The organism is Bacillus sp. DNRA2 (genome assembly GCF_012843265.1).
Lineage (GTDB): Bacteria > Bacillota > Bacilli > Bacillales > Cytobacillaceae > Bacillus_BU.
On the sequence record NZ_JABAIT010000004.1, the window covers coordinates 54,537 to 79,266 of the forward strand.

The 24,730-nt window shown below is 42.1% G+C and carries 26 protein-coding genes and 2 riboswitches; of the genes, 23 read left to right on the forward strand and 3 right to left on the reverse strand.

Annotated features, from left to right (window positions below; genetic code table 11):
- Positions 1 to 218: 218 nt before the first annotated feature.
- Together HHO41_RS05150 and HHO41_RS05155 are read left to right on the forward strand one after the other, a co-directional pair.
- Positions 219 to 494 (forward strand): hypothetical protein, encoded by a 276-nt coding sequence (locus HHO41_RS05150; protein ID WP_169096168.1) that lies wholly within the window; start codon positions 219 to 221, stop codon positions 492 to 494.
- Positions 495 to 726: 232 nt separating this feature from the next.
- Positions 727 to 1,665 (forward strand): magnesium transporter CorA family protein, encoded by a 939-nt coding sequence (locus HHO41_RS05155; RefSeq protein ID WP_169096170.1) that lies wholly within the window; start codon positions 727 to 729, stop codon positions 1,663 to 1,665.
- An 80-nt stretch (positions 1,666 to 1,745) separates the two neighbouring features.
- Here HHO41_RS05155 and liaG read toward each other — a convergent pair whose 3' ends face one another.
- Positions 1,746 to 2,600, reverse strand: coding sequence for a LiaG family protein (gene liaG / locus HHO41_RS05160; RefSeq protein ID WP_169096172.1), 855 nt, complete (start codon positions 2,598 to 2,600; stop codon positions 1,746 to 1,748).
- 390 nt (positions 2,601 to 2,990) lie between these two features.
- On the opposite strand from liaG, the gene HHO41_RS05165 reads away from it, so the two are divergent.
- Together HHO41_RS05165 and HHO41_RS05170 are read left to right on the forward strand one after the other, a co-directional pair.
- A complete protein-coding gene (locus HHO41_RS05165; protein ID WP_169096173.1) occupies positions 2,991 to 3,617 on the forward strand; it encodes a hypothetical protein in 627 nt (208 codons plus the stop codon).
- 17 nt (positions 3,618 to 3,634) lie between these two features.
- Positions 3,635 to 4,204, forward strand: a complete 570-nt coding sequence (locus HHO41_RS05170) for a polyhydroxyalkanoate biosynthesis repressor PhaR (RefSeq protein WP_169096175.1) — start codon at positions 3,635 to 3,637, stop codon at positions 4,202 to 4,204.
- Positions 4,205 to 4,374: 170 nt separating this feature from the next.
- Here the strand turns inward: HHO41_RS05170 and HHO41_RS05175 are convergent, their stop codons facing one another.
- Positions 4,375 to 5,163 (reverse strand): alpha/beta fold hydrolase, encoded by a 789-nt coding sequence (locus tag HHO41_RS05175; protein WP_169096177.1) that lies wholly within the window; start codon positions 5,161 to 5,163, stop codon positions 4,375 to 4,377.
- Between the two features lie 157 nt (positions 5,164 to 5,320).
- On the opposite strand from HHO41_RS05175, the gene phaQ reads away from it, so the two are divergent.
- A complete protein-coding gene (phaQ, locus tag HHO41_RS05180) occupies positions 5,321 to 5,764 on the forward strand; it encodes a poly-beta-hydroxybutyrate-responsive repressor (protein WP_248278372.1) in 444 nt (147 codons plus the stop codon).
- Positions 5,745 to 6,317 carry a hypothetical protein gene (locus HHO41_RS05185; protein WP_169096179.1) on the forward strand — a complete coding sequence of 191 codons (573 nt, stop codon included), beginning with the start codon at positions 5,745 to 5,747 and terminating at the stop codon, positions 6,315 to 6,317. Before phaQ ends, HHO41_RS05185 begins: the two co-directional genes overlap by 20 nt.
- 42 nt (positions 6,318 to 6,359) lie before the next feature.
- On the opposite strand, the gene HHO41_RS05190 is transcribed toward HHO41_RS05185, so the two are convergent.
- Positions 6,360 to 7,292, reverse strand: a complete 933-nt coding sequence (locus HHO41_RS05190; protein ID WP_248278373.1) for a DMT family transporter — start codon at positions 7,290 to 7,292, stop codon at positions 6,360 to 6,362.
- A gap of 384 nt (positions 7,293 to 7,676) precedes the next feature.
- On the opposite strand from HHO41_RS05190, the gene HHO41_RS05195 reads away from it, so the two are divergent.
- From HHO41_RS05195 to cobA, 17 genes are all read left to right on the forward strand, one after another.
- The gene (locus HHO41_RS05195; protein ID WP_169096181.1) at positions 7,677 to 8,513 is read left to right on the forward strand and encodes a formate/nitrite transporter family protein; all 837 of its coding nucleotides are present in this window, start codon (positions 7,677 to 7,679) and stop codon (positions 8,511 to 8,513) included.
- Positions 8,513 to 8,878: a DUF3147 family protein gene (locus HHO41_RS05200; RefSeq protein ID WP_169096183.1), complete on the forward strand. Its 366-nt coding sequence runs from the start codon at positions 8,513 to 8,515 to the stop codon at positions 8,876 to 8,878. Before HHO41_RS05195 ends, HHO41_RS05200 begins: the two co-directional genes overlap by 1 nt.
- A 14-nt stretch (positions 8,879 to 8,892) precedes the next feature.
- Entirely contained in the window at positions 8,893 to 9,285 is a 393-nt protein-coding gene (locus tag HHO41_RS05205; RefSeq protein WP_169096185.1) for a DUF3147 family protein, read from the forward strand.
- Positions 9,286 to 9,449: 164 nt separating this feature from the next.
- Positions 9,450 to 9,643, forward strand: a riboswitch (cobalamin riboswitch).
- A gap of 127 nt (positions 9,644 to 9,770) precedes the next feature.
- On the forward strand, positions 9,771 to 10,484 hold the full coding sequence (locus HHO41_RS05210) for a HoxN/HupN/NixA family nickel/cobalt transporter (protein WP_169096187.1): 714 nt from the start codon (positions 9,771 to 9,773) through the stop codon (positions 10,482 to 10,484).
- Entirely contained in the window at positions 10,485 to 12,116 is a 1,632-nt protein-coding gene (gene cobJ, locus HHO41_RS05215; protein ID WP_169096189.1) for a precorrin-3B C(17)-methyltransferase, read from the forward strand.
- Between the two features lie 40 nt (positions 12,117 to 12,156).
- Positions 12,157 to 13,146, forward strand: coding sequence for a sirohydrochlorin chelatase (locus HHO41_RS05220; RefSeq protein ID WP_169096191.1), 990 nt, complete (start codon positions 12,157 to 12,159; stop codon positions 13,144 to 13,146).
- Positions 13,143 to 13,931: a precorrin-6A reductase gene (gene cobK, locus HHO41_RS05225; RefSeq protein WP_169096193.1), complete on the forward strand. Its 789-nt coding sequence runs from the start codon at positions 13,143 to 13,145 to the stop codon at positions 13,929 to 13,931. Before HHO41_RS05220 ends, cobK begins: the two co-directional genes overlap by 4 nt.
- Before the next feature lie 18 nt (positions 13,932 to 13,949).
- Complete coding sequence (locus HHO41_RS05230) at positions 13,950 to 14,597, forward strand: precorrin-8X methylmutase (protein ID WP_169096195.1); 648 nt, start codon at positions 13,950 to 13,952, stop codon at positions 14,595 to 14,597.
- Between the two features lie 33 nt (positions 14,598 to 14,630).
- Positions 14,631 to 15,749 carry a cobalt-precorrin-5B (C(1))-methyltransferase gene (locus tag HHO41_RS05235; protein WP_169096197.1) on the forward strand — a complete coding sequence of 373 codons (1,119 nt, stop codon included), beginning with the start codon at positions 14,631 to 14,633 and terminating at the stop codon, positions 15,747 to 15,749.
- Positions 15,733 to 16,941, forward strand: coding sequence for a precorrin-6y C5,15-methyltransferase (decarboxylating) subunit CbiE (cbiE, locus tag HHO41_RS05240; RefSeq protein ID WP_169096199.1), 1,209 nt, complete (start codon positions 15,733 to 15,735; stop codon positions 16,939 to 16,941). The genes HHO41_RS05235 and cbiE overlap by 17 nt, the downstream gene beginning before the upstream one ends.
- A 1-nt stretch (position 16,942) precedes the next feature.
- On the forward strand, positions 16,943 to 17,644 hold the full coding sequence (cobI, locus tag HHO41_RS05245) for a precorrin-2 C(20)-methyltransferase (protein ID WP_169096201.1): 702 nt from the start codon (positions 16,943 to 16,945) through the stop codon (positions 17,642 to 17,644).
- Entirely contained in the window at positions 17,645 to 18,418 is a 774-nt protein-coding gene (cobM, locus tag HHO41_RS05250; protein ID WP_169096203.1) for a precorrin-4 C(11)-methyltransferase, read from the forward strand. It begins immediately after the preceding gene.
- Positions 18,419 to 19,552: a cobalt-precorrin 5A hydrolase gene (locus HHO41_RS05255; protein WP_169096205.1), complete on the forward strand. Its 1,134-nt coding sequence runs from the start codon at positions 18,419 to 18,421 to the stop codon at positions 19,550 to 19,552.
- Positions 19,553 to 19,694: 142 nt separating this feature from the next.
- Positions 19,695 to 19,882, forward strand: a riboswitch (cobalamin riboswitch).
- A 124-nt stretch (positions 19,883 to 20,006) separates the two neighbouring features.
- On the forward strand, positions 20,007 to 21,386 hold the full coding sequence (locus HHO41_RS05260) for a cobyrinic acid a,c-diamide synthase CobB (RefSeq protein ID WP_169096207.1): 1,380 nt from the start codon (positions 20,007 to 20,009) through the stop codon (positions 21,384 to 21,386).
- On the forward strand, positions 21,379 to 22,935 hold the full coding sequence (locus HHO41_RS05265; RefSeq protein ID WP_169096209.1) for a cobyric acid synthase: 1,557 nt from the start codon (positions 21,379 to 21,381) through the stop codon (positions 22,933 to 22,935). The genes HHO41_RS05260 and HHO41_RS05265 overlap by 8 nt, the downstream gene beginning before the upstream one ends.
- On the forward strand, positions 22,898 to 23,941 hold the full coding sequence (gene cobT / locus HHO41_RS05270; RefSeq protein WP_169096211.1) for a nicotinate-nucleotide--dimethylbenzimidazole phosphoribosyltransferase: 1,044 nt from the start codon (positions 22,898 to 22,900) through the stop codon (positions 23,939 to 23,941). The genes HHO41_RS05265 and cobT overlap by 38 nt, the downstream gene beginning before the upstream one ends.
- An 18-nt stretch (positions 23,942 to 23,959) precedes the next feature.
- Positions 23,960 to 24,709, forward strand: coding sequence for a uroporphyrinogen-III C-methyltransferase (gene cobA, locus HHO41_RS05275; RefSeq protein WP_169096212.1), 750 nt, complete (start codon positions 23,960 to 23,962; stop codon positions 24,707 to 24,709).
- Positions 24,710 to 24,730: the final 21 nt, after the last annotated feature.

Sequence of the window (24,730 nt, forward strand, 5' to 3'; positions counted from 1 at the left end):
AATTCGTAAAAATTTTCTTGAAAAATTAGTCAGATAACATACCTAAGAATCCAACTACATGAATAAAATTTTAGTAACAAACCTATACTGCCCCAACGCCTTTAACGCTTTAATGTACTGGGGGACAGTCCCCCGCTACGTTAAAGCGTTAAAATCGGCTTGGCTTTTTAGTTGGGTTGGTCTATAATTCAATTGATAGTATCTTCGGGGGGTTAAAAATGGAAGTTGACCTGGAATTGCAGGCGAAGGATTTGTTTAAGGAAGTAATCTGGGACGGGAATGTTGAGCAAATTGCGATATGGTTAGATGGCGACTGGTCCGTTACTTCGACTGTACATTTTGATGAGAGAAATAAAGCTGACGAACCTGTAATGGTGCTAAATTTACGAGACGTCTTTGCTAAAATTGATTTTTCTTTCGACACCATCGAGGAACTGATTAACAAAATTGAAAATATCTTAAATGGGCATGGGCCAATTGATGTGAAACTGTAATAATTATTTATTGCAGTTTTTCTTATTTAGGGTTTAAGATAGATTGTGGGTTTAAAAGAGATTTGTGAAGGAGTTGATATTGTTGAGTAGTAAAGGTTCTCCTGATCCCGAACCGAGCAGTCCAAAGGAGGAAGTCGGATATATACTTTTTATTAACAGGAGTGATAATGTCAATAATATCGACTCTTTAAAAGGTATGCTTACTTCCTCTCGATAATGAGGAGGTGTGAGTATGATTGAATTTTTCTATGCAAATGGAGAAAGAAATATTGAAAAAATCGGTGATATCACTAAAGGCTGTTGGATTAATATGATAGCACCGAACCAAGAAGAAATTAATTATGTTGCAAATAAGCTCGACATTCCGGTTGATTTTTTTAAAGATGCGCTGGATGATGAGGAAAGGTCGCGGATTGATCGGGAGGACAATAATGTACTAATCATCGTTGACTTTCCGTACATTACTAGTGATGACGCGGGTTTACCAATTTACGAGACAATTCCAATCGGTATGATTATTACTGACGAGTGCTTTATGACCGTTTCGTTAAAAGAGACTCCCATACTGAGCGATTTTTATAATAATAAAATTAAAGGTTTTTATACAAATAAGAAAACAAGATTTGCACTGCAAATATTATTTTCGATTTCTACTTATTACTTAAGATACTTAAAACAAATCAACAAGAAGACTGATGATATTGAAAGAGGCCTACACCTTTCAATGAAAAACAAGGAACTTTACGCTTTGTTAGCTTTGGAAAAATCCTTGGTTTATTTCACGACATCACTTAAGTCTAATAAGATTGTTTTGGAAAAATTACTGCGGTTGAATCATTTAAAGATGTATGAAGAGGATAAAGAATTACTAGAGGATGTCATTATCGAAACGCAGCAGGCGATCGAAATGGCTGAGATTTATAGTACAATCCTAAGTGGAATGATGAATTCCTTTGCATCGGTTATCTCGAATAACCTTAACATGGTCATGAAATTTTTAACTTCGATTACGATTATCCTTGCTTTACCAACAATGGTCTCAAGCTTTTTCGGGATGAACGTCGATTTACCATTTCAAAATAAACCGTATGCCTTTGAACTTATCCTATTGTTTGTTGCATTTATTTCAAGTCTTACAACCTTTATATTCTGGAGAAAAAAATTCTTCTAATCCTTTAACACAGCACAGTGCTGGGGGACTGTCCCCCAGCACTGTAATGCGTTAAAGGCTTTTTTTGCCTTCCACTTATCTTAATGGACCCGAATGTTTCCGCTTGAGACGGTTAGGTCGATGTTATGTTTGCCACTGCCATGTTTTCCGCTCAAGGAGCGAGTGTTGCTGCTTTCACTTGTGAGTGGGAAATTGCAGGAAATATTACCGCTGCTTGATTTTCCGTTCAACTTAAAGCTAGCGTTTTCCGGAAGATCCAAATCAACTGTTCCGGAGCTAACTTCTACATTAACGTCATCCACAAGCTTAGCCATTTCAATTGATAACTTACCAGAAGAAAGCTCAGCGTTTAATTGTCCTGTGTAGTCTTCGATGTTAAGACTACCTGAACTGATTTCGAAATCACCTGTTTTCGTGGTTAACGATTGAATGTTCACGTTTCCAGATGAACCGTCATGTTTGAAATGTTTAACTTCCAGATTGCTTAGTTTCATATTGCCGGAGCCAAGGTCGACCGCAAGATTTGCTAATGTCATTGGATCGCGTTTTGATTGGCCTGAAAAATCTAGATTACCAGAACCAAGGTCGATGGCAATGCTTTCCTGGTAATTCTTAGGTATATAGATTTTTAACTTATCTTGACCGAATGAAAAAAAGTTAAACCATTTCTGCTTTGCCGTAACAATAATCTTATCACCGTTACGATCAACACGAACGGTACCTCGACCAGTCAATTCGGCCTTAAGGTCATCTCGCTCCTCGGGAATAATAGTCGTACTTAAACTTGAGACATTAATTTCAATTAAATCTGTTTGTTCCGTCACTGCGGCTTTTTGCTCGCTCCTCCCAAACGGCAACCAGTCAAACTCAACCCAATTCGTAAAAACCCAATATAGTCCAATTAAAATTAAAAAGATAACGAGGATTTTTTTCATTGCGACCCCATCCTTTCTTTTAAAAATATCTGCATCATTTGAAATCCTTACTTACAGCATATATTTCATACAAATAAATCTCAATTGAACTATCGCTTTATATTAAGCTAAGACTTAAGACGTAAAACACCTAGGACTCCATTTTTTTCGGCATTTTTCGGCAGAATCCCCCTATTTTAGAAAATACGGCAACATTAATAGACTAGGCTTTATTCGGTTTGTGAAGCGATATATATAAGATAGATTGCAAGATTTGTCGACAAAGAAGGGTTTACAAAGTCGTAAGAAGTGACAATAATTTAAATTGTGTAAATATTTAGAAAAAATTAACCGAACGATGATTAATATTTGTATAGCTAGCACAGAAAATATGAAAATGGAGGAGCCAAAATGCCGAATCAGACAAATTTGGATGATCAGCTTGCGAATAATTGGACAAGCCGTAATTTTTCCGAAAATGGTCAGCAAACCAGCTTAGAGCTCGTCTGGAAAAATGCTTTAGAACAGCTAGAGTCTTGGGCAGAACAGTCAGACTATTATGACCAAGTGCTATTAACTGCGGTTCGAAAATATGTTGAAAGAGTCAATCTGAATCGTGAAAGCTTAAAGACTATCACAGATCAATTCAATAAAGAGCTTTGCGAATGGGAAGGAACCGCACGGGAAGAACTCCTAATGACAACCACAATAATTAAACAACTTTTTCCAAAGAAATCTTACCATGATATCAATCGAGTAATTGATGATATCCAGAGTAAAACGGCCAAAATTCTTATAACGCCAATTAATGCTATAACAAGTGAGCAATCAACAGGAAAATATTTGCATGCGGTTGAAAGCTACGTGGCGCTTCGCCGTCAAGCAAGACAGCAATATTTAGAGAATATCATGCAAACTGCATCTGTTTTTTATGGAAATCAAAAAATGATTGTTAACTTATTTCAAAACCAGTTTAAATCGATCTTTTTTCCTTTGCAAAGATATATGGAAAGTTCAGCAAATATAATCAAAAAATAATTTAAGGAGGAGTCAGGATGCCGATTCAAAGTATACAGGATTCGTATGCTGTCCTAAACAAAATCAATGAGATTTGGGAAAAGCAACTAAATGTTTACCTTTCAGTTATTAGCAACAATAAAGAATTGGAGCAGCTAACAGCAAAAGCTGAAGTTTCTCAGTTCCGTACCTTGGAACTATTTCGAAAAAATCAAGAAGTCATTGCGAGTATATTGAATGTACCGACTAAAAGTGACCTTGCAAAGCTCACTAGTCGCGAAAATCAAACAGAAGAAAAGCTTGATTCACTAGAAGAGCAACTATTCGGTTTAAGTGAAGCTGTTCAGTCAACAAACAAGGATATTGAAAGTGTAATCGATGTATCGAAAGAAATTATTAAATTAACAAAGCAATTGAAGACGGAATTGACTAGAACGAAAAAACAACTATCTGAAACAAAAGATCTGCAAACAGATATAGTAGCAATGAAGAAAGAGCTAGTTCAGTTGAATACCTTCAAAGATGAAATTGAAGCGTTAAAAACGTTAATTGATAAGGGCGAGCAAAAGGAGCCAGTTGTTGCTGGATCTTCTGGCCAATCTAAATAATATGAATCCTCCATCTGTGGAGGTCTAACTGCCCGTTAATGCGGGATAAACCAAAAACAAAACCAAAACAATAAGGCTGACATACAAGGATGAATCCGTATGTCAGCCTTATTGTTGTAATTTGAGGGTTCAGGGGCTTTAGACTAAAGCTTAGGCTGCTTTATCTTTCCTTAGCAAGCGGGCTTTTGTTTCTCGTGTTTCTGCAAAAATTCCCGCAGTGTTTGATTAAAGGTTGCTTTTGCTTCTATTTTTGCCGCATGTCCAGCGTTTCTAATAATGACGAATTCAGAATGTCCAATTTGTTTATGCATTAAAAGCTGCACCCAAACCGGTGTTACAGTATCATATTGCCCGCCGATAATAAGTGTTGGCACTTTAATTTGGGGAAGCAATGTAATATTATTTACTTTCATAGCTGACGCAACTGAGCGTATATAGATTTCACGGTCCGGCCGATAGTGGTCTAGGAAGTGTTGGTAATTTTCTTTGCTCCAAGAATAAAGACAAACTCGCGCAGCAATCTCTTTGTGCGCATCAACTGATATCGCATTGGTTTTCAATTTCCGCATAGAATAAATTAAATACCCCAAATGTTTCGGCATGAAATGGAAGGTACTGACCAGCATTAACGATCGGCATTTTTCTGGCCGTTGCCGATAAATTTCTTGGGCGACTAGGCCCCCTAACGACAACCCACATATGTGAGCGTTTTCAATATTGAGCTCTTCAAGTAATGTGATGACATCTTGAGCAAAGTGTTCAATCGAAATATCTTCGGTTGTTTTATGATCACCATGTCCACGAAGGTCTGGGATTATCAGATTGAATTGATCTGACAGCTCAAACTGATTGTTCCATGCTTCTTTCATTTCACCTAAACCATGTATCAGGATTAAAGGTTCACCGGCACCGATGCGTAAATAAGGAATCCCGGAATTACTAAGTAAGTAATTTCCCATGTTTTAATCCCTCCAACTTGTTTATACTACACCTTATTCCCATCCAACATGAAATGTAATCATTTTTATAATTGTTTAATTTATGTATATGATGAATTGACAGAAAATTACCCTTAAGTGTAAAATACATATATAGACAAGTGGAGGTGGAAAGCACTTGACAAAGGATTATGAAACTCCATCGATACAACCTTCGAAAAACTTCGTAATGCCATTTATCTTATTACTTTTAAGTAAAATGTCATTACACGGATACGAGCTCAGCCAGAAGCTGCAAGCGTTTGGTTTTCATACGATTGATCAAGGAAACCTATACCGACTACTAAGGCAGCTTGAAAAGGAAAATCTTGTTCAATCTGAATGGGATACAACTGGCGCCGGTCCTGCCAAACGAAGATACACGATTACCGATGTGGGTGTAACTTACTTGAAGGGCTATGCGAACCAATTGGAGAGCTACCAAACAATGTTGGACCAATTTTTCAATATGTATTCTAGTTTTCTTGACCTCTATATCCCTTCATTTTTGAGTGAAGGATCCAATAGAGAAAAAAATGCGAACAAGGGGAGAAATATTAAAAATGAATCCGAAGAAGAGTGATAAAGTAGTAATTAAAGCTGCACAAAAAAACACTGCCACAGAAACGACAAATGCTACGGATTTATTTGTTGATACAGTGTGGGACCAGTATGAACAAGGCCTTGAGCGGTCAAAGCAATTTGGGGAAGAACGAGAAGATGCATTTTTGAAATCGGTTAAGGAAGTTATTAAACTAAATCAAGAGTTTCGCAAGTCGCTAACAAGCTTTTACCAGGAGTCAAAGAAAACGAATAATGAAATCGTTAAAGAGATTTCTAACAATCTTCCAGGGTCAAATGAAACCGCTGGTGCTGATCTAAAAGAGCAAATTAGCGATGTATCTTCACGAATTGAGGATCTTACATTAACGCCAATAAAATCAACATTTGGTTTACTAGACCGCATTGAAAAAAACATCGAGGAAAAAAGCGAATCCTATGTTGAGTTTGCCCGTGACAGCCGTCAGCGCTGGGAAAAGGTAACTTATGAATATGTGAAGCAAACACGCAATTCACAAAAGCAATTGGTTAATCGATTTGAAGAAAGCTTTAAAGTATTACTAAACACAAAATAAAAAGCAGCCTGATCCTTTATGTTTGAATCAGACATAAAAGGGTCAGGCGCTTAAATTTTTCATTTTGTTTTTTCGGGAGTTTCTGATGATTTCAATCCATAAGTCGGAACCAACCACGACACCGGCGATGATGAAGCAAAATCCAAAAATCTGGCTCAGTACAATTTTTTCATGGAGAAAAATAACCGCTCCAAGCAGTGCGAAAAACGGGTTTAAGTTGATGAAGATGGATGTTTCCGCTGCCCCGATTTGACCAACCGAGAAATTATAGACCATGTGTCCAACCGCTGTTGCAATGAATGCAGATGCAAAAAACACTAGCCACACGAGAGCGGAGCCATTTGCCAAGCTCTGCAATCCTTTTGGTTCAACTACTAAGCTAATCACAAACAAAACCAAGGAGCCAAACAAAAGCATGTACCCGGTCATTAATCTTGGGTCTAATGTTTTTGCGATTTTGCTAATAAAAATAAAGCTAATTGCCTGCGATAAAATCGAGATAAACACGAACAAATCCCCGATTGAGACTCCACTGACGTTGCCGTTTTTCAACACCACCAAGGCCACCCCAGTAAAACCTAGCAACACACCTACAATACGTGCCATTGTTAAAGTCGCTCCTAAAAAGGCAATCGCAAGTATGGTCGTTAATAATGGTCCTAAACCAAGAATGAGTCCGCCATTTGACGCAGTGGTTTCCTTCAAGCCAAGCGATAAGAAAAAATGATGGGCGACAACATTGAATAACCCACCAATGATAATAAACTTAACCTCACGTTTTGTTGGAATTCTCACCTTTTTCATTGCTCCGAGAATGATAAAAACACATATTGAAGCGGCAAAAATCCGAAACGCTGTAATTGTAACAGGGCTAAAACTCGTTACCAGTAATTTCGTCGCAATGACGTTTAGACCCCAAGCAATCATGACTAGGACGAGTGTGATATAGATAAATCGTTTATTTCTAGATGCCAATCCCTTCCACTTCTTTCTTTCCAATTTATTTTTTTAAAATAAATGAATAACAACTATTATAAAGCAAATCGGAATTTTGTGAATAATAATTTTAAAATAGTGAATAGAACCAAAAACTATACCGTGTTTTAGATTTATATACAGTAAAACGTTGAAAAAATGGAAATGTAAGCGTTTAATAAACAGTTGAAAAAAGTTCACATGGCTGTATAGAGGAGTTGGGTTAAAATAAATATGGATGTAATACTATGTGACGTAATTCACATTTTATTATTTTTGCATTATATTTCATTTAAAAAATAATAACATTTTGAACTTAGACTAGTAGTGTCTAGCTCCAACGAAGGCGCTTCCGCTTTTCTAAGTCGAAAGGGACTGGTTAACATGTCGTTTTTCAAGCCGGAACAAATCGCTAATATTACAGTGGAAAATGGATATAAAAAATCAAAATATCCATTGCTGAAATCTGTAGTTTTAGGGTTCCAGGCAGGAGCTTTTATTGCTTTGGGTTACTTGCTATTTATTCGGGTAACTGCACCTTTGACTGGTGATATTGCCGGGTTAAGCTCACTTTTAGGAGCATCCATTTTTCCTATTGGACTTATTTTAACATTAATCGCAGGTGGAGAACTATTAACCGGTAATATGATGGCTGTACCATTAGCATGGATATCTCGGAAAATAAATTTAACACAGCTGTTGAAAAATTGGACCATTATTACTTTAAGTAATTTTATCGGTGCTGTTTTTGTTGCCTATGTGTTTGGCCATATTGTTGGCTTGACAGAGACAGGTGTATTTTTAGACAAAACGGTAAGCATTGCTGAACATAAGTTGGAAGCAACCTTCCTTCAGGCATTCTTTTCAGGAATTGGTTGTAACTGGTTAGTCGCCGCTGCTGTTTGGTTATCGTATGGATCTGAGGATATGACAGGCAAGATTTTAGGGATTTGGTTTCCAACTATGACGTTTGTGGCAATTGGCTTCCAGCACGTTGTCGCTAATATGTTTGTTATCCCTGCAGCTATTTTTGCTGGTCACTTTACATGGCTTGAGTATCTTCAAAACTTTGTTCCAGTATTTTTAGGTAATGCTGTTGGTGGGACCGTGTTCGTTGCACTGGCTTATTATTTAGCTTACAAAAAAAATATTGTGAAAGCAGATGCGGATATTTCTGCAGTCACTCCTAATCTCAAATTAATGAAACGAGGCGGAATGTAGTGGCAGAAATTTCAATAAGCGCCGCATTAATCAGATTTATTTTAGGCGGGACAGCCGTTCTGGTTGCAACTATTGTTGCGAAAAAGCTTGGTGAACGAGCAGGAGGAATTTTTGCTGCCTTTCCAGCAGTTTATTTAGCGGCCATATTGACAACAAAGCTTGATTTTCATGGTGAGGAACTTATCAGCCAATCGGTTATCCTATCAAAGGGTGCGATGATTGGCATGGGTATTAATATATTTATTGCGATTATTGCCGGTTACTTACTCCCAAAACAGGGTTGGAAGGTCGGCTTAGTGCAAACAGTTTTATGCTGGCTAGGTGTGTCGACAGCAGTGGTATTTATTACATCTTACTTATTCTAACAAAGGTGGAAATCATGAATAAACAGGATTTATTTATTCGATTTATTCTTGGCGGAACAGCCGTCATGCTAAGCTATTTAATCACGGTTTTGTCACCTTGGAAAATACTCGCGGGAATTTTTGCTGCGTTTCCAGCTGTTATGCTAACAGCGGTTTTGATGGTAGGGATTGCTTCAGGCTCGAAGAAAGCTGGAAAAATTGCTAACGGCTCAGTTTTTGGCATGATTGGCGGAATCGTCTGTGTGGCAACGGTGTTGTTAGTGCTCCAAACGAGTCAAAATTGGGGCTTAAGCATCGCGCTTGGTTTATTGTTCTGGCTCGCTAGCTCGGTAGCTATATCATCACTTCGTGAAAAGCTTAAAGATCGTGAACTACACCGTATATTCATCATCCAAAAAAAGGTCTGAATCCCCATAAGGGACTCAGACCTTTTTCACGTTAAAGCGGTGGGGGACAGTCCCCCACCGCTTTAGTGTGGTAAAATTTTTAAAATTTATTTGTTGAAATATAAGGAATATTAAGATAATATGAATTCTATCGAATTCGATATAACTATTAAGCTATAACAATTTAATATTCGTTTAGGAAAGGTGCACAGTAAATTGCTATATGAACTGTGTGAAAAGGGAAGACGGTTAAAATCCGTCACGGTACCCGCCACTGTATTGGGGAATTCCATTGCATGTTGTCACTGATGAAAAATCGGGAAGACGCATTGGAATGATGAACCAGAGTCAGGAGACCTGCCTTATCCTAAACACTTCGGTAACCTACGGGCATATGGGTGGAAGTGTGATGGAATGCATATCTTGATTTATTATGATGTATTTATTTTCGCACCCCTATTTCGGTAGGGGTGCTTTTTGTTGTGGGAAAAAGGAGGAGTAATAAGATGGGGCTTCTAACTTATTCGCTATTAGCCATATTGGTTGGAATGAGACATGGCATGGACGGGGACCATGTGGCAGCACTTGCGGACATGGTCGGCAGCGAAAAGAAAAAGCGAAAACAGCTTTCGATGGGACTAATGTATGCATTTGGACATAGCTCAATCGTGTTGTTGATTGGCTTAGTATCGATCTTTATTGGTTTGGAGTTATCTGAAGGTGCGCGTGAAGCGATGGAGTGCTTAGTAAGTGTTACCTTGATTGCGCTTGGTAGCTACATGCTCCTATCTGTATTCAAACAAAAGGATGAGTATGAGTACAAAAGTCGAGTGCAAATCGCATTTGATTTTTTTGGGAAATTATCCAAGAAAAGCGGTTTTGGAGAGAGTGGGCAACGACTTTCGCCCATTCAGTTTGGGGTTGCAAGTGCATTTATTATCGGAGTGATTCATGGAATTGGCGTTGAAAGTCCGACACAGATTGCACTGTTATCCAATGTCATAGGTGAGAATAGCTTAACGGGTGCGACCTTCCAACTGATTTTATTTGTAATCGGTCTGTTGGTTTCAACGATTTTGATTTCTGTGGTACTGACTTGGGGTTTTATGAAAGCAAGAATTAGAAAAGCGTTGTTTCTGGCGCTTGGTTCTCTAACAGGAGTATATAGCCTGTGGCTAGGAGCAACGATGCTGATTGAAATTTTGAAAGGCGGGTTTTAAATGAAAAATGGGAAATTGCTGGTAATTGGTTTTGGGCCAGGGAGTTTTCAGCATATCACAGAGCGGGCAAGAGCGGCCATTCATGAAAGCAATATAATCATTGGCTATAGTACGTATGTTGATCTGATTGAAGGCTTATTAACTGACCAAGAGATTATCAGCACGGGAATGACTGAGGAAGTAAGTCGTGCTCAAGAAGCAGTTAAGCAGGCTGAACGAGGCAACAAGGTGGCGGTGATTTCGAGTGGTGATGCCGGTGTATACGGTATGGCTGGGTTAATTTATGAGGTTTTAATCGAGAAAGGTTGGAAGAAAGAGACGGGTGTTGAAGTGGAAATCATACCTGGTATATCAGCAATCAATTCCTGTGCCTCGCTGTTAGGAGCACCAGTTATGCATGACGCTTGTACTATCAGCCTAAGCGACCATTTGACACCATGGCAACAGATCGAAAGCCGGATTGTGGCTGCGGCAAAGACGGACTTTGTCATTGCTTTTTATAATCCGAAAAGTGGTAGACGAACAAAGCAAATTGAAGAAGCACAAAAAATTCTATTAAAGTACCGTTCTCCAGAAACGCCGGTTGGTTTAGTAAAAAGCGCCTATCGTGACCGAGAACAAGTAGTCGTTACGAACTTAAAGGACATGCTCAATCATGAAATAGGGATGCTCACAACAGTGATCGTCGGGAATTCTGCAACTGTTTTACATGATGGCTTAATGATTACACCACGCGGCTACCAGCGCAAATACACGCTCAATCAAGCTGATCAGCCTTTAAAGCTGCATCAACGTTTAACGAAGGAAGCCGAGCCGTGGTCACTAGCTGCGGCAAGCGCAAATGCAAGTGTGCCATCTGCAATTAGCCCGGCGCCATCAAAAACTGCCCCTTCTTTAAGGGATTTAGCTGAGCAAGCATTGCAACTGGTAAGTGGTAATACCGAAGTGACAGCACCAGTTACTGATTCTCGTCAGCCTGCTGAAGCCATTTTTGAACTTGCTGTTAGTCCTGGTGTAGCGAATAAGAAATTTACCGCGGCGCAGCTCCTCATCTTGGCCGAGGTAGTAGGTGAAACTGGCGTGATGGAATATACGCAGGATCACCAAATGAAGCTTGCCCTTCCGACTGCAAACCCTGATGGAATCGTAGCCAAATTAACAGAAGCCAACCTATTGCTAACTCCAGTAGGCGATGTATTAACGATCAAGGCTTGTGATTTCTGTGATGGAGACAAAAAGGACAGCATTCCGTATGCAGAGGAACTGCAGCAGAAGCTTGGTGGCGTCGAATTGCCAAAAGAGCTAAAGCTCGGTTTTAACGGCTGCGGGATGGCGTGCTACGGTGCTGTCAAGGAGGATATCGGTATCGTTTATCGCCAAGGTGCCTTTGATTTATTTTTAGGTGGAAAAACCGTTGGGCGCACAGGGCATCCTGGTCAAATTGTTGCAGAAGGCATTAAACCAGACGAAATCGTGCGTGTGATTGAGAATATTATTGTTGATTATCAAGAGTATGGCTATCGAAATGAACGATTTTATAAATATTTTAAACGGGTCAAAGAAGTGCAAGGCTTCACCCATGTAGATATTACCCCTAAACTTCACGTTACCGCAGCACCATGTGGTGACTAATGTTTTTTGAAAAATAAAGATGCGAAAAGGAGTGGACAAGTTGCAGGCAGTCTTATTTGTTGGCCATGGAAGCCGAGATCCAGAAGGAAATGACCAGGTTCGCCAATTTATCAAAAATATGAAAAAGCAGCTCAACGATTCTTTACTAGTTGAAACCTGCTTTCTGGAATTTGAACTTCCAACTGTATTTCAAGGAATTGAAGCATGTATTAACAAGGGAGCGGGCCACATCGCCATTATTCCGATTATGCTGTTGCAGGCGGGCCATTCAAAAATTCATATACCGGCAGCAATTGATGAAGCACGCGAAAAATATCCGCATATTGGCATCACTTACGGAAGACCAATTGGAATTCACGAAGAAAATATCTCGATTTTAACGAGCCGATTAGCGGAGATTGACGAGGATGTGAGTAGCCCTAGTGAAGATGCTGCGGTCCTTTTATTAGGCAGAGGGGGCAGTGATCCTGATGCTAACAGTGACCTCTACAAGATGGCTAGACTATTTTGGGAGAAAACCAATTATTCAATTATCGAACCAGCATTTATGGGGGTGACGGGTCCGCTTGTCGATGAGGGGGTGGAACGCTGTATTAAGCTTGGTGCCAAGAAAGTTGTGATTTTACCTTATTTCTTATTCACCGGGATTTTAATAAAGCGACTTGAGAAAATGCTGGTTGGTTTTTCGGAAAAATATCCGGAGATTGAATTTAAATTAGCAAACTATTTTGGGTTTCACCCGAAGTTGGAATTGATACTAGTCGACCGCGTTAACGAGGCGTTGAGTGATAATGTGAAAATGAACTGTGATACGTGTATTTATCGAATTGGCGCGATGGAGAATATCGCTCATCATCACCATCACGAACATGAGCATGGGCATCACCATCACGAGCACGAGCATCACCAACATGAGCATGAGCACCACCACCACGAGCACGAGCATCACCAACATGAGCATGGCCACCATCACGATCATCACCATGATCAAATCCAGGAATCTGACGAAAAGGCTGGCGTTTCATCATGATTTTAGTGTTGGCTGGGACAAGCGATGCTCGCGAGCTTGCCGTGCTAATGAAAAAAGCAGGACTTTCCCTGTTAACGACAGTCGTCACTGAAAATGCGGCAATTGAGCTCGACAAAGCTGGACTTGATGTTCAGGTTGGCAGATTAACAGCTGATGAGATGGTGAGTTTAATAGCTAACAGAAAGGTTCGTGCTGTCGTTGATGCAAGTCATCCATTTGCTGAGGAGGCCTCTCGCAATGCGATCCAAGCAGCTGAACAGGCTGGGATTCCATACATACGTTATGAACGGGAATCACAAAGCTATGATTTTGAAAAATTAACCATCGTGGAGAGCTATGAAACCGCCGCAAGCCTTGCCGCCCGAAAAAAAGGTGTCATCATGCTAACAACTGGCAGTAAAACACTGCAAATTTATACAGAAAGGCTATTGGAGCTTGACGGAGTGCGACTCATCGCTCGGATGCTCCCGCGAATGGATAATCTTGAAAAATGTGAAAAACTAGGCTTCCCACAAAAGAATATCATTGCCATTCAAGGGCCGTTTTCAAAGGAATTTGATAAAGCACTGTACCAGCAATATGGTGTGACGTTGATGATTACGAAGGATAGCGGCAAGGTCGGTTCGGTCAATGAAAAAATCGCCGCTGCCAAGGAACTGGGGATTGAGACCATATTAATTCGCAGACCGACGATTGCCTATGGAAACGTACATCACGATTTTAACAGTGTTCTCAAAGCTTTAAATGAAGTAGCACCATTTACGGAAAGCAATAAACGAAAATAAATAAGGAGTTGGGTCAATATGGATTTTTTAACAGAGTTTAAACCGGTTACCGTTCAACCGCAGCAAATTGAAACAGTAAGCTTTCAAATCATTGATGAAGAGGTTGGAGAGCATCCGTTTACTCCGGAACAATACAAAGTTGCGCAACGGGTCATTCATGCATCAGCGGATTTTGAATTAGGAAAAAGCCTATTATTTCACCGTGATGCAATTGAAGCTGGAATTAAGGCGATCAAAAGCGGCAAAAAGGTTGTTGCCGATGTGCAAATGATTCAAAGCGGAGTGAATAAAGCGAGAATCGAGAAGTACGGTGGTGAAGTGAAGGTATATATTTCTGATGCCGACGTGGTCGAGGAGGCAAAACGCCTTAACACAACACGGGCGATTATCTCGATGCGTAAAGCAATCCGTGAGGCAGACGGTGGAATCTTTGCAATTGGTAACGCTCCTACCGCGTTATTAGAGCTCATCCGCCTTGTAAAAGAAGGCGAAGCAAAGCCAGGGTTGGTCATTGGATTACCAGTTGGCTTCGTTTCTGCGGCTGAATCAAAGGAAGAGTTGGCCAAGCTTGATATTCCCTTTATCACAAATATTGGACGCAAAGGTGGCAGCACGGTGACAGTTGCAGCATTAAACGCCTTGACGCTCCTTGCAGAGCAGCAATAATGCATGAAAAGAAGTGAGGAATGAACGAAAGATATGAGCGAGGTTCAGGAAACACCTAAGCCGGAAAAACTAAGACAAGGATACACGACAGGGGCATGTGCCACAGCGGCAACAAAGGCGGCCCTGACTGCATTGCTGACTGGAGAAATGCAAACAGAGGTAGAAATTTATCTTCCTGTTGGTCGGAATGTGAAGTTTGAAATTGTAGCCTGTGAAATTTCTGCTACACGAGCTGTAGCGACAGTCATTAAGGATGGTGGCGATGACCCGGATGCGACCCATGGTGCGGCAATTATTGCAACGGTGTCATGGTCTATCGCTGAAGGGATTATGCTAGATGGCGGAGTAGGCGTCGGCCGAGTCACGAAAGCGGGCTTACCAGTTCAAGTGGGCGAGGCTGCTATCAATCCTGTGCCGCGCCAAATGATCACCGAAACAGCCCTAACGGTTCTAGCGGAATTTGGCGTCAGAAAAGGGATTTCCATCGTCATTTCAGTACCTGATGGCGAGGAGATTGCTAAAAAAACTTTAAATGGCCGTCTGGGGATTATCGGTGGGATATCCATTTTAGGGACGAGGGGCATTGTTGTTCCCTTTTCAACATCAGCCTATAAAGCAAGCATTGTACAAGCAATAAAGGTAGCTCGTGCCAGCGGTTGTGATCATGTGATCATCACAACCGGGGGTCGCAGTGAAAAATATGCAATGAAACGCTTTCCCGAGCTTCCTGAAGAAGCATTTATCGAAATGGGTGATTTTGTTGGGTTTACATTAAAGCAGTGTAAGCGGCTGGGTGTAAAGCGGATATCCATGGTTGGAATGATGGGGAAGTTTTCCAAGGTTGCTCAAGGTGTGATGATGGTTCACTCGAAAAGTGCGCCTATCAATTTTTCCTTTTTAGCAAAAATAGCTACGGAAGCCGGGGCTCCAGTTCAGCTTGTGGAAGAAATTCACCATGCTAATACGGCGTCGCAAGTAGGAGATATGATGGTAGCTGCAAGAATTCCTGCGTTTTTCACCAAGATGTCCGAGTATTGCTGCTTAACTGCGCTCAACGAGGTTGGCGGTGGAGTCGTTGTGGACACAGCATTATACACACTTAAAGGAGAATTATTAGGGGAGGTGAGTCTGACGCATGAAAAAGTCGATTAAACTGATTGGAATCGGTGATGATGGTAAACAGAGCTTGCTACCAATCTATGAAAAATGGATATATGAAAGTGAAGTTCTGATTGGAGGAAAGCGCCATTTAAGCTTTTTCCCTGATTACAAGGGAGAAACCTGGGCGATAGAGGGCGGCTTGACCTCACTTGTCGGGGCGTTGTGCGAGGAGACTCGAAACGTAGTTATTTTAGCCTCAGGGGATCCGATGTTTTACGGAATTGGCGGGTTTCTTTCAAGTAAGCTCGAGCTAGAGATTTACCCAGCGCTTAGCTCGATTCAACTGGCATTTGCCCGGATGGGTGAGTGCTGGCACGATGCTTATTTAACGAGCGTTCATGGGCGGAGCATGATGGGGCTTTCTCAGCGCATTGATGGAAGGGAAAAGATTGCGATTTTAACAGATGGCACAAATACACCTAATAAACTAGCAAGCTATTTATTGTCATTTGGAATGATGGAATATACGGCGTTTGTCGCTGAGAATTTAGGCGGCGAAGCGGAGCGATGCCGCTGGTTTGAGCTACAGGAAATGCTGGATGAAACCTTTTCACCACTTAATGTGGTGATCTTAAAAAAGGTTGGTGATAGTCCCGTTTGGCCGCTTGGGATTGACGATGAGCACTTTATTCAGCGCAAGCCTTTAAAAGGATTAATTACGAAGAAAGAGGTTCGGACGTTAAGCTTGAGCGCATTGCGATTATCAGAAAAAAGTGTGGTTTGGGACATTGGTACTTGTACTGGCTCAGTTGCGATTGAAGCTGGAAAAATCGCGCGTGAAGGTAGCGTGTTTGCGATAGAGAAAAATGAGGCTGATTTGGCTAATTGTCGTGAAAATTTACGGAAGTTTCGAGTGGATGCCACGGTGGTACAGGGGAAAGCGCCAGAGGGCTTAGCGGATTTTTCAGCCCCAGATGCTGTCTTTATTGGCGGAACTGGCGGTGGAATGTCCGGAATTCTCGATGTATGCTGCAGCCGTTTGAAGCCAAATGGTCGGATTGTCTTGAATGCTGTAACGATTGAAAATTTAGCCGATGCTCAGACAGCTTTTAAAGAACGAGGCTTTAAAACAGAGATTACTTTAGTGCAAATCTCGCGGAGTCAGCCGATTTTAAACTTAACGCGATTTGAAGGGTTAAATCCGGTATATATTATTGCGGCGGAGCGGGAGGAAGGAGAATAACATGATAGGAACTTTATATGGTTTAGGGGTCGGACCTGGAGATCCGGAATTAATCACTGTCAAAGCGTTTCGGAAATTAAAGGAAGCAGCAGTGATAGCTTACCCAAAAAAACAGCGCGGCAGTAAAAGCTATGCCCAAAAAATTATTGATGCTTATTTTCAGCCTCAGGAAAAGGAATTGCTTGGTCTTGTGTTCCCGATGACGAAAAATCAGGAAATCCTTGATCAGAAATGGACTGAAACGGTCGAGGATGTATGGGACAAACTTCAAGAAGGCAAAGATGTTGCCTTTGTCACGGAAGGTGATCCGTTATTATACAGTACCTTCATTCACATGATGCGGTTGATGCAGGAGCGCCATCCAGAGGCGCCAATTGAGGTGGTCCCGGGGATTTCATCAATTAATGGGGCTGCATCAAGACTCGGATTGCCACTTGCCGATGGCGATGAGCAGGTCGCAATTGTGCCAGCACGGGATGATTATGAAGCGATGAAAAAAGTATTAGAAGACAATGACTGCGTTATTTTTATCAAAATTGCCAAAGTCATTGAGTCGATGCTGTCGTTATTACGTGACATGGATTTGCTTGAAAACGCCTCTGTCGTCACGAAGGTAACATCAGATGAGGAGATCATTTGGAAGGCATCCGAGCTTGATGGAGTTGAGTTGCAATATTTAACGCTAATGGTGGTGAGAAAATAAATGAAGCTATACATAATTGGTGCAGGCCCGGGCGATCCGGATTTGATTACGGTTAAAGGCTTGAAGCTGCTGCAGGAGGCAGATGTGGTGCTGTATGCGGATTCGCTTGTCAGTGAGGATTTGGTGAAAAAATCCAAACCTAGTGCTGAAGTATTAAAAACGGCTGGAATGCATTTGGAAGAAATGGTTGAGGTTATGGTTGAACGGATTCGCGCTGGTAAAAAAGTTGTTCGCGTTCACACTGGCGATCCAGCGATGTATGGAGCAATTATGGAACAAATTTCCCTGTTGAAAAAAGCAGGGATTGCGGTGGAAATTGTTCCTGGAGTGAGCTCGGTATTTGCCGCAGCTGCTGCAGCACAGGCGGAGTTAACGATCCCTGATTTGACGCAAACAGTGATTTTAACACGGGCTGAAGGACGTACCCCGGTACCGGAATTGGAAAAACTACGGGATTTAGCGTCCCATCAATGTACGATTGGGTTATTTTTAAGTGCGACGTTGACGAAAAAGGTTGTTCAAGAGCTGCTTGATGCAGGCTGGAGCAAGGATACACCTGTTGTTGTTGTTTATAAAGCAACATGGCCGGATCAAAAAATTATTCGGACAACGGTGGAAAATTTGGATGAAGCAATGCGTACAAATGGTGTTAGAAAACAGGCGATGATTTTAGCCGGCTGGGCCCTTGATGAAAATATTCATAATAAAGAGTATCGTTCAAAGCTTTATGATAAGCACTTTACACATGGCTTCCGGCGAAAGGTTGATGCGTAAATGATTACGCTTGCTGAGGGACAGATACCAGAGGTTCGGGTTGAGGGCGATTATGCGATTGTGGCAATCACAAAGCATGGGGTTGAAATCGCACGCACGCTTGGACAGTCATTCCAAAATGCCGATGTTTATTACATGTCCAAGCTTGCAAAGCGCGATGAGGAACGACGGGGCATTCAGTTATTCGAAGGCAGCGTCCGTTTGTTGTTTCCCGCGTTGTTTCCTGCCTATAAAGGCTTGATAGTAATCATTTCACTAGGAGCAGTGGTACGAATGATTGCTCCGCTTTTGCAGGATAAAAAGGTCGATCCGGCAGTTGTCGTTATTGATGATAAGGGTGAACATGTTATCAGCGTTTTATCAGGACATCTTGGTGGAGCGAATGAATTGACGCATGAGGTGGCAGCTTCACTTGGCGCTCGGCCAATTATCACTACGGCTTCCGATGTTGGGCAAACGATTCCGGTTGACTTGTTTGGGAAGCGATTCGGTTGGGTTTGGGATTCAGCATCGGCTTTGAAGCTAACCCCAGTTAGCGCAGCGGTAGTGAATGAAGAAGCGGTGGCGATTGTCCAGGAATCTGGTGAGAAAACTTGGTGGGAATATGATCGACCACTGCCGGGGCATTTTAGTGTTTATGCTTCGGTTGAGGAGGCACTTTCGGTGGGCGGTTTCTCAGCTACGCTTGTCATTACCCACCGTTTGTTGGAGGATGCGGTGTCTCGGCAGATTCTCGAGAATGGTGTACTGTATCGACCAAAGGTACTTGCGCTTGGAATCGGCTGTAATCGCGGGACATCTGCTGAGGAGATTGGTGCGGTTATTGATGAAACGTTAGTGGAATTAGGCTTTTCCAAGAAGTGCGTCAAGGCGATTTGCACGATTGATTTGAAAAAGGATGAAGTTGGGCTGCTTGAAGTGGCCGAACGCCATGGCTGGGAGTTTGTCTATTATTCTCCGGAGGTGCTTAATTCAGTTAAGATTAAGGACCCATCCGAAACAGTGTTCAAATATACTGGTGCATATGGAGTCAGCGAGCCGGCAGTAATGTTGTATAGCGGAGCTTGCGAGTTAGCGTTGGTAAAGAAAAAATCAGGCAATGTCACCATCTCAGTCGGGGTCATTCAGCATTAAAGTCTAGTCTGTTACCGCGTTAAAGCAATGGGGGACTGTCCCCCATCGCTTTAATGCGGTAAAAATTTTGTTGAAAATTAACAAATATTAAGATAATATGAGTCTGAGTTAGATAATAATAATCTATTAAGATAATAATAATTAAATATCCGTTTAGAAAGGTGCATAGCTCGCGTTTGGGGTTGTGTGAAAAGGGAAGACGGTGTAAATCCGTCACGGTACCCGCCACTGTATTGGGGAGTTCCATTGCATTTGTCACTGATGAAAGTTGGGAAGACACATGGAATAGAGAACCAGAGTCAGGAGACCTGCCTTTATCTAAACACTTCTGTAACCTACGGGCCTATGGGTGGAAGTGTGAAGGAATACATATTGTTAATTCTGTTATATGTAAATTCGCACCCCTGCTATAGTAGGGGTGTTTTTTGTGTATGCAGCGAAAGGAGGCAACAAAATGTCAACAACAATATCCCGAAGACTTGTTATTGCCGGAACAGGAAGCGGCGTTGGCAAAACAACCATTACAATCGGACTCATGGCAGCACTAATACAGAAGGGCTACAGTGTTCAAGGCTTCAAATGTGGCCCGGATTATATTGATCCAAGTTATCACAGTGCTATTACGGGCAGGCCATCGCGGAACATTGACAGCTGGATGCTGAACCATGAGCTCGTCAAAGAAATCGTCCAAAAAAATAGCCAAAATGTAGACATTGCCATCATTGAAGGTGTTATGGGCTTTTATGATGGAAAAGATCCTCGCAACAATTCTGGGACAACAGCGGAAATTAGCGTCATTACAAAAAGTCCAGTTGTCCTAATCGTCAATTGTGCCAGTATCGCCCGCAGTGCTGCAGCAATTGTGAAAGGCTTTCAGCTACTGGACCCGGAAACGAATATCGCTGCGGTTATCGTCAATCGTGTCGGTAGTGAGGGTCATTACAAACTTGTAAAAACGGCGATTGAGCAGGAATGCGGTATTCCGGTTGTCGGCTATTTAAAACGAGATGCAGATCTGACTATTCCAGAGCGTCATCTCGGGCTTGTCCCATCAATTGAGCGGGGTGAGCTAGATTTCTTTTTTGAAAAATTAACCCAAACCATCCTTGAAACAGTTGATGTTGATCAACTATTTGAATTAGCCATCGCACCAGAGCTTGAAATCACCTCGAGCCAATTCGCGAAGCGCTGTGAAGAACCGAGCGTCAGAATCGCTGTCGCAAAGGATGCCGCGTTTAATTTTTACTATCAGGAAAATTTGGAGCTGCTTGAAGCTTATGGAGCAGAGCTTGTCCCATTTTCGCCCTTAGCTGGCGAAGTAATCCCTGAAAATGTGCAGGGCTTGTACCTTGGCGGAGGTTTTCCAGAGGAGTTTGCTGCGGAATTAGCAGCCAATAATGAGGTCAAGGATTCAATAAGAGCAGCCATTACAGATGGTTTACCAACCTTGGCCGAATGCGGAGGATTTATGTATTTAACCGGGGCGATCGAAACCACTGACGCAAAGCAATTCCCAATGGTCGGAATCATTCCTGGTAAAGTAAAAATGCAATCAAAATTAGCTGCACTTGGATATCGAGAAATTACTGGTGAGCCTGGCAACTTCCTTTTACCGGGACAGCTTCAAGCAAAGGGACATGAATTTCACTATTCTACCTTTGAACCAGCAACAGAAATCCAGCCCGCTTACCAAACGAAAGGGATGCGTGGCAAGAAGCCTGAAGGTTATTTAAATGGAAATCTTATTGCCGGGTACACCCATTTTCATTTTGGCTCATGCCCTGAGATGGTAGAAAATTGGATTAACAAGTGTAAGGAGCGTCAATATGACTAAAGCCCTTCCGATTATGTTTCAAGGAACCCATTCCGATGCGGGAAAAAGTGTAATTGTAACAGCGTTTTGCCGAATCTTTGCCCAAGATGGCTGGAAAACGGTGCCGTTTAAATCGCAAAACATGGCGCTAAATTCCTATATCACGGTTGATGGAAAAGAAATTGGCCGAGCTCAAGGTGTTCAGGCTGAGGCAGCAAAGGTTATTGCAACGACTGATATGAATCCGATTTTACTAAAGCCGAATCGCGGCAATCAAGCCCAGGTTGTGGTGCATGGCAAGCCGTATAAAAATATGGAAGCAGGCGCATACCGTCAGGATTTTTATCAGCAAGGATTACAAATGATTAGCGAAGCTTTGGATCGTCTTTCCGAAACAAATGAGCGGATTGTGATTGAAGGGGCAGGCAGTCCGGCAGAAATTAATTTGAATGACCGTGAGATGGTCAATATGCGCGTGGCGCGGATGGCTAACGCACCGGTTGTTTTGGTTGGTGATATCGAAAAAGGCGGGGTGTTTGCGAGTTTAGTAGGAACCCTTCAGCTTCTAGAGCCGGAGGACCGCGACCGTGTTATAGGCGTGGTCATTAATAAATTCCGCGGTGATGTGAAGCTGCTTGAGTCAGGTCTTACGTGGTTTGAGGAGTACACCGGCAAGCCTGTCTTAGGTGTCGTTCCGTATCTACCAAACCTAAATATCGACGCCGAGGATTCGGTTATTTTGGATCAATATACATCCGCGCAAAATCACGACAAAGAAATTGATATTGCCGTGATTCAATACCCGAAAATTTCTAATTTTACCGATGTTGATCCATTTTTTGTGGAGCCCGACTGTCATGTTCGGTTTATCACGTCAGTTGACCAGTTGAAGGAACCTGATTTAATTATTTTACCTGGCAGTAAAAATACAATAGAAGATTTTCAGTTTTTACAAGATAGTGGTTTAGCTAAAAAAATCATTGAGTTACATCATCAGAAAAAGACAAGGTTGTTTGGAATCTGTGGCGGATATCAAATGCTAGGTGAGTCCGTTGCGGACCCATATGCAATTGAATCACCGCTTGCGTTATCGGAAGGACTCGGTCTATTACCGGTGCAAACGACGATTACCCAAGAAAAGACGACGGTCCAATCTCAAGGGGAAATTCATTTTTGTGGTAAAATATTCAAGGTGGAAGGTTACGAGATTCACATGGGCAGCTCGCTCATTGCAGGTGATGGACAGAAGTTGATTTCAACCATCGCAAGTACCGATGGCTGTAAAAATCAAGATGAGAGTGTCGTTGGTACGTATTTCCATGGGATTTTCCATAATGATGAATTACGCGAAACGCTAATCAATGAACTTCGTGCGCATAAAGGGTTAGCACCAATCTTTGAACGAGTTTCTTTTAATCAAATTCGGGAAGAAGCGTTTGACCGTTTGGCTGATCACGTTCGAGCGCATGTTAATATCGCTTTTATAGAAGAAAAAATGATAGAATTTCACCAACAAAAAGGAGAGTTGAAAAATGATTCAACAATTAACAGCAATTCAACCAGTCGATAAGGAACAAGGTAAACAGGTAGCACAGTACATCGATACGTTAACAAAGCCAATTGGCAGTCTTGGCAGATTAGAGGAGCTTGCAATTCAGCTTGGTGAAATTACGGGCGAGGCATTTCCAACCGTAACACCACCAGCAGTTATTACATTTGCTGCTGATCATGGAATTGTTAAGGAAGGCGTGTCAGCTTATCCGCAAGAAGTAACAGCGCAAATGGTGTTGAATTTCTTAAGCGGTGGCGCAGGTATTAACGTGTTTAGCCGCCAAATTGGCGCTAAATTTGAAATTGTTGATGTTGGAGTGGCAGGAGATTTAGAGCATCCAGGCTTAACGTCGAAAAAAGTTCGCTATGGTACCGGCAATTTCTTGGTTGAGGATGCCATGACTCGTGATGAAGTCGAACAAGCCTTGGCGGTTGGTTATGAGCGTGCTCAGAAAATGTTTGATGAAGGTGCAAAATGCTTAATCGTTGGTGAAATGGGGATTGGAAACACGACGCCAAGCAGTGCGATTATTCAGGTGTTAAGTGGAAAAAATATTACCGAGCTTGTCGGTAGCGGTACTGGAATTGATTCAGACCAAGTTAAACATAAGCAAGCAATCATCATGCGTTCGATTGAAGCACGCCAGCCTGATAAGACTGATGCAATTGATTTATTGGTAAAACTCGGTGGCTTGGAAATTGCGGCGATGACAGGGGCGATGCTTGCTGCTTGTGCAAATCGAGTTCCTATTTTACTAGATGGATTTATTTGTACGGTTTCTGGGGTGTTAGCAGCAATGATGAACGAGCATGCTCGTGATTATATGATTGTTGGTCACCGTTCGGTTGAGATTGGCCATGATGTTGCCATCAATCTACTTGGGAAAAAACCATTGCTTGACCTCGGTTTACGATTAGGCGAAGGTACAGGCGCAGCGGTCGCATTCCCGATTTTACAATCAGCAACGCTTATGTTAAAAGAAATGGCAACATTTGCGTCTGCAGGTGTTTCAGGCAAAGAATAACGTTCAGGGGGAACAAAGATGGCAGGTACGGTTTATTTAGTAGGAGCGGGTCCAGGGGATCCAAAATTAATTACGGTGTACGGAATGGAATGCATCCAAAAAGCGGATGTGATTCTTTACGACCGTCTTGTTAATGAAAAATTGTTAGGATATGCGAAGCCTGAGGCCGAGCTGATCTTTGTTGGCAAACTACCTGGCAAGCATGAGGTCATTCAGGATAGAATTAACGAGCTGATGGTGGAGCATGCGCAGCTTGGTAAGACCGTTACTCGCTTGAAAGGCGGCGACCCGTGCGTATTCGGTCGGGTTGGTGAAGAGGCCGAGGTCTTGGCAGAGCACGGGATTGGCTTTGAAATCGTTCCCGGCATTACGTCTGGGATTGCCGCACCGGCTTATGCTGGAATTCCAGTCACGCATCGCGATTTTGCCTCATCATTTGCGATTGTAACTGGCCACGGTCGTGCAGAAAAGAACGCTGATGGGATCAATTGGGCGGCTTTGGCAACAGGAATTGATACGATTGCCTTTTATATGGGAGTGGGCAATTTACAATATATTTGCGAGCAGCTTATTGCACATGGAAAAAGTAAAGATACACCTGCAGCGCTGATTCAGTGGGGCACGACAGCTAAACAGCGGACGGTCACGGGTACATTGGCGACGATTGAAGGGGTAGCAGCCGAAGCAAATATTACCCATCCAGCGATTGTCTTGGTTGGGGAAGTAATTTCTTTGCGTGAAAAAATAAAATGGTTCACCGAAGCGTAAGCAAATATGTAATTAGATTTT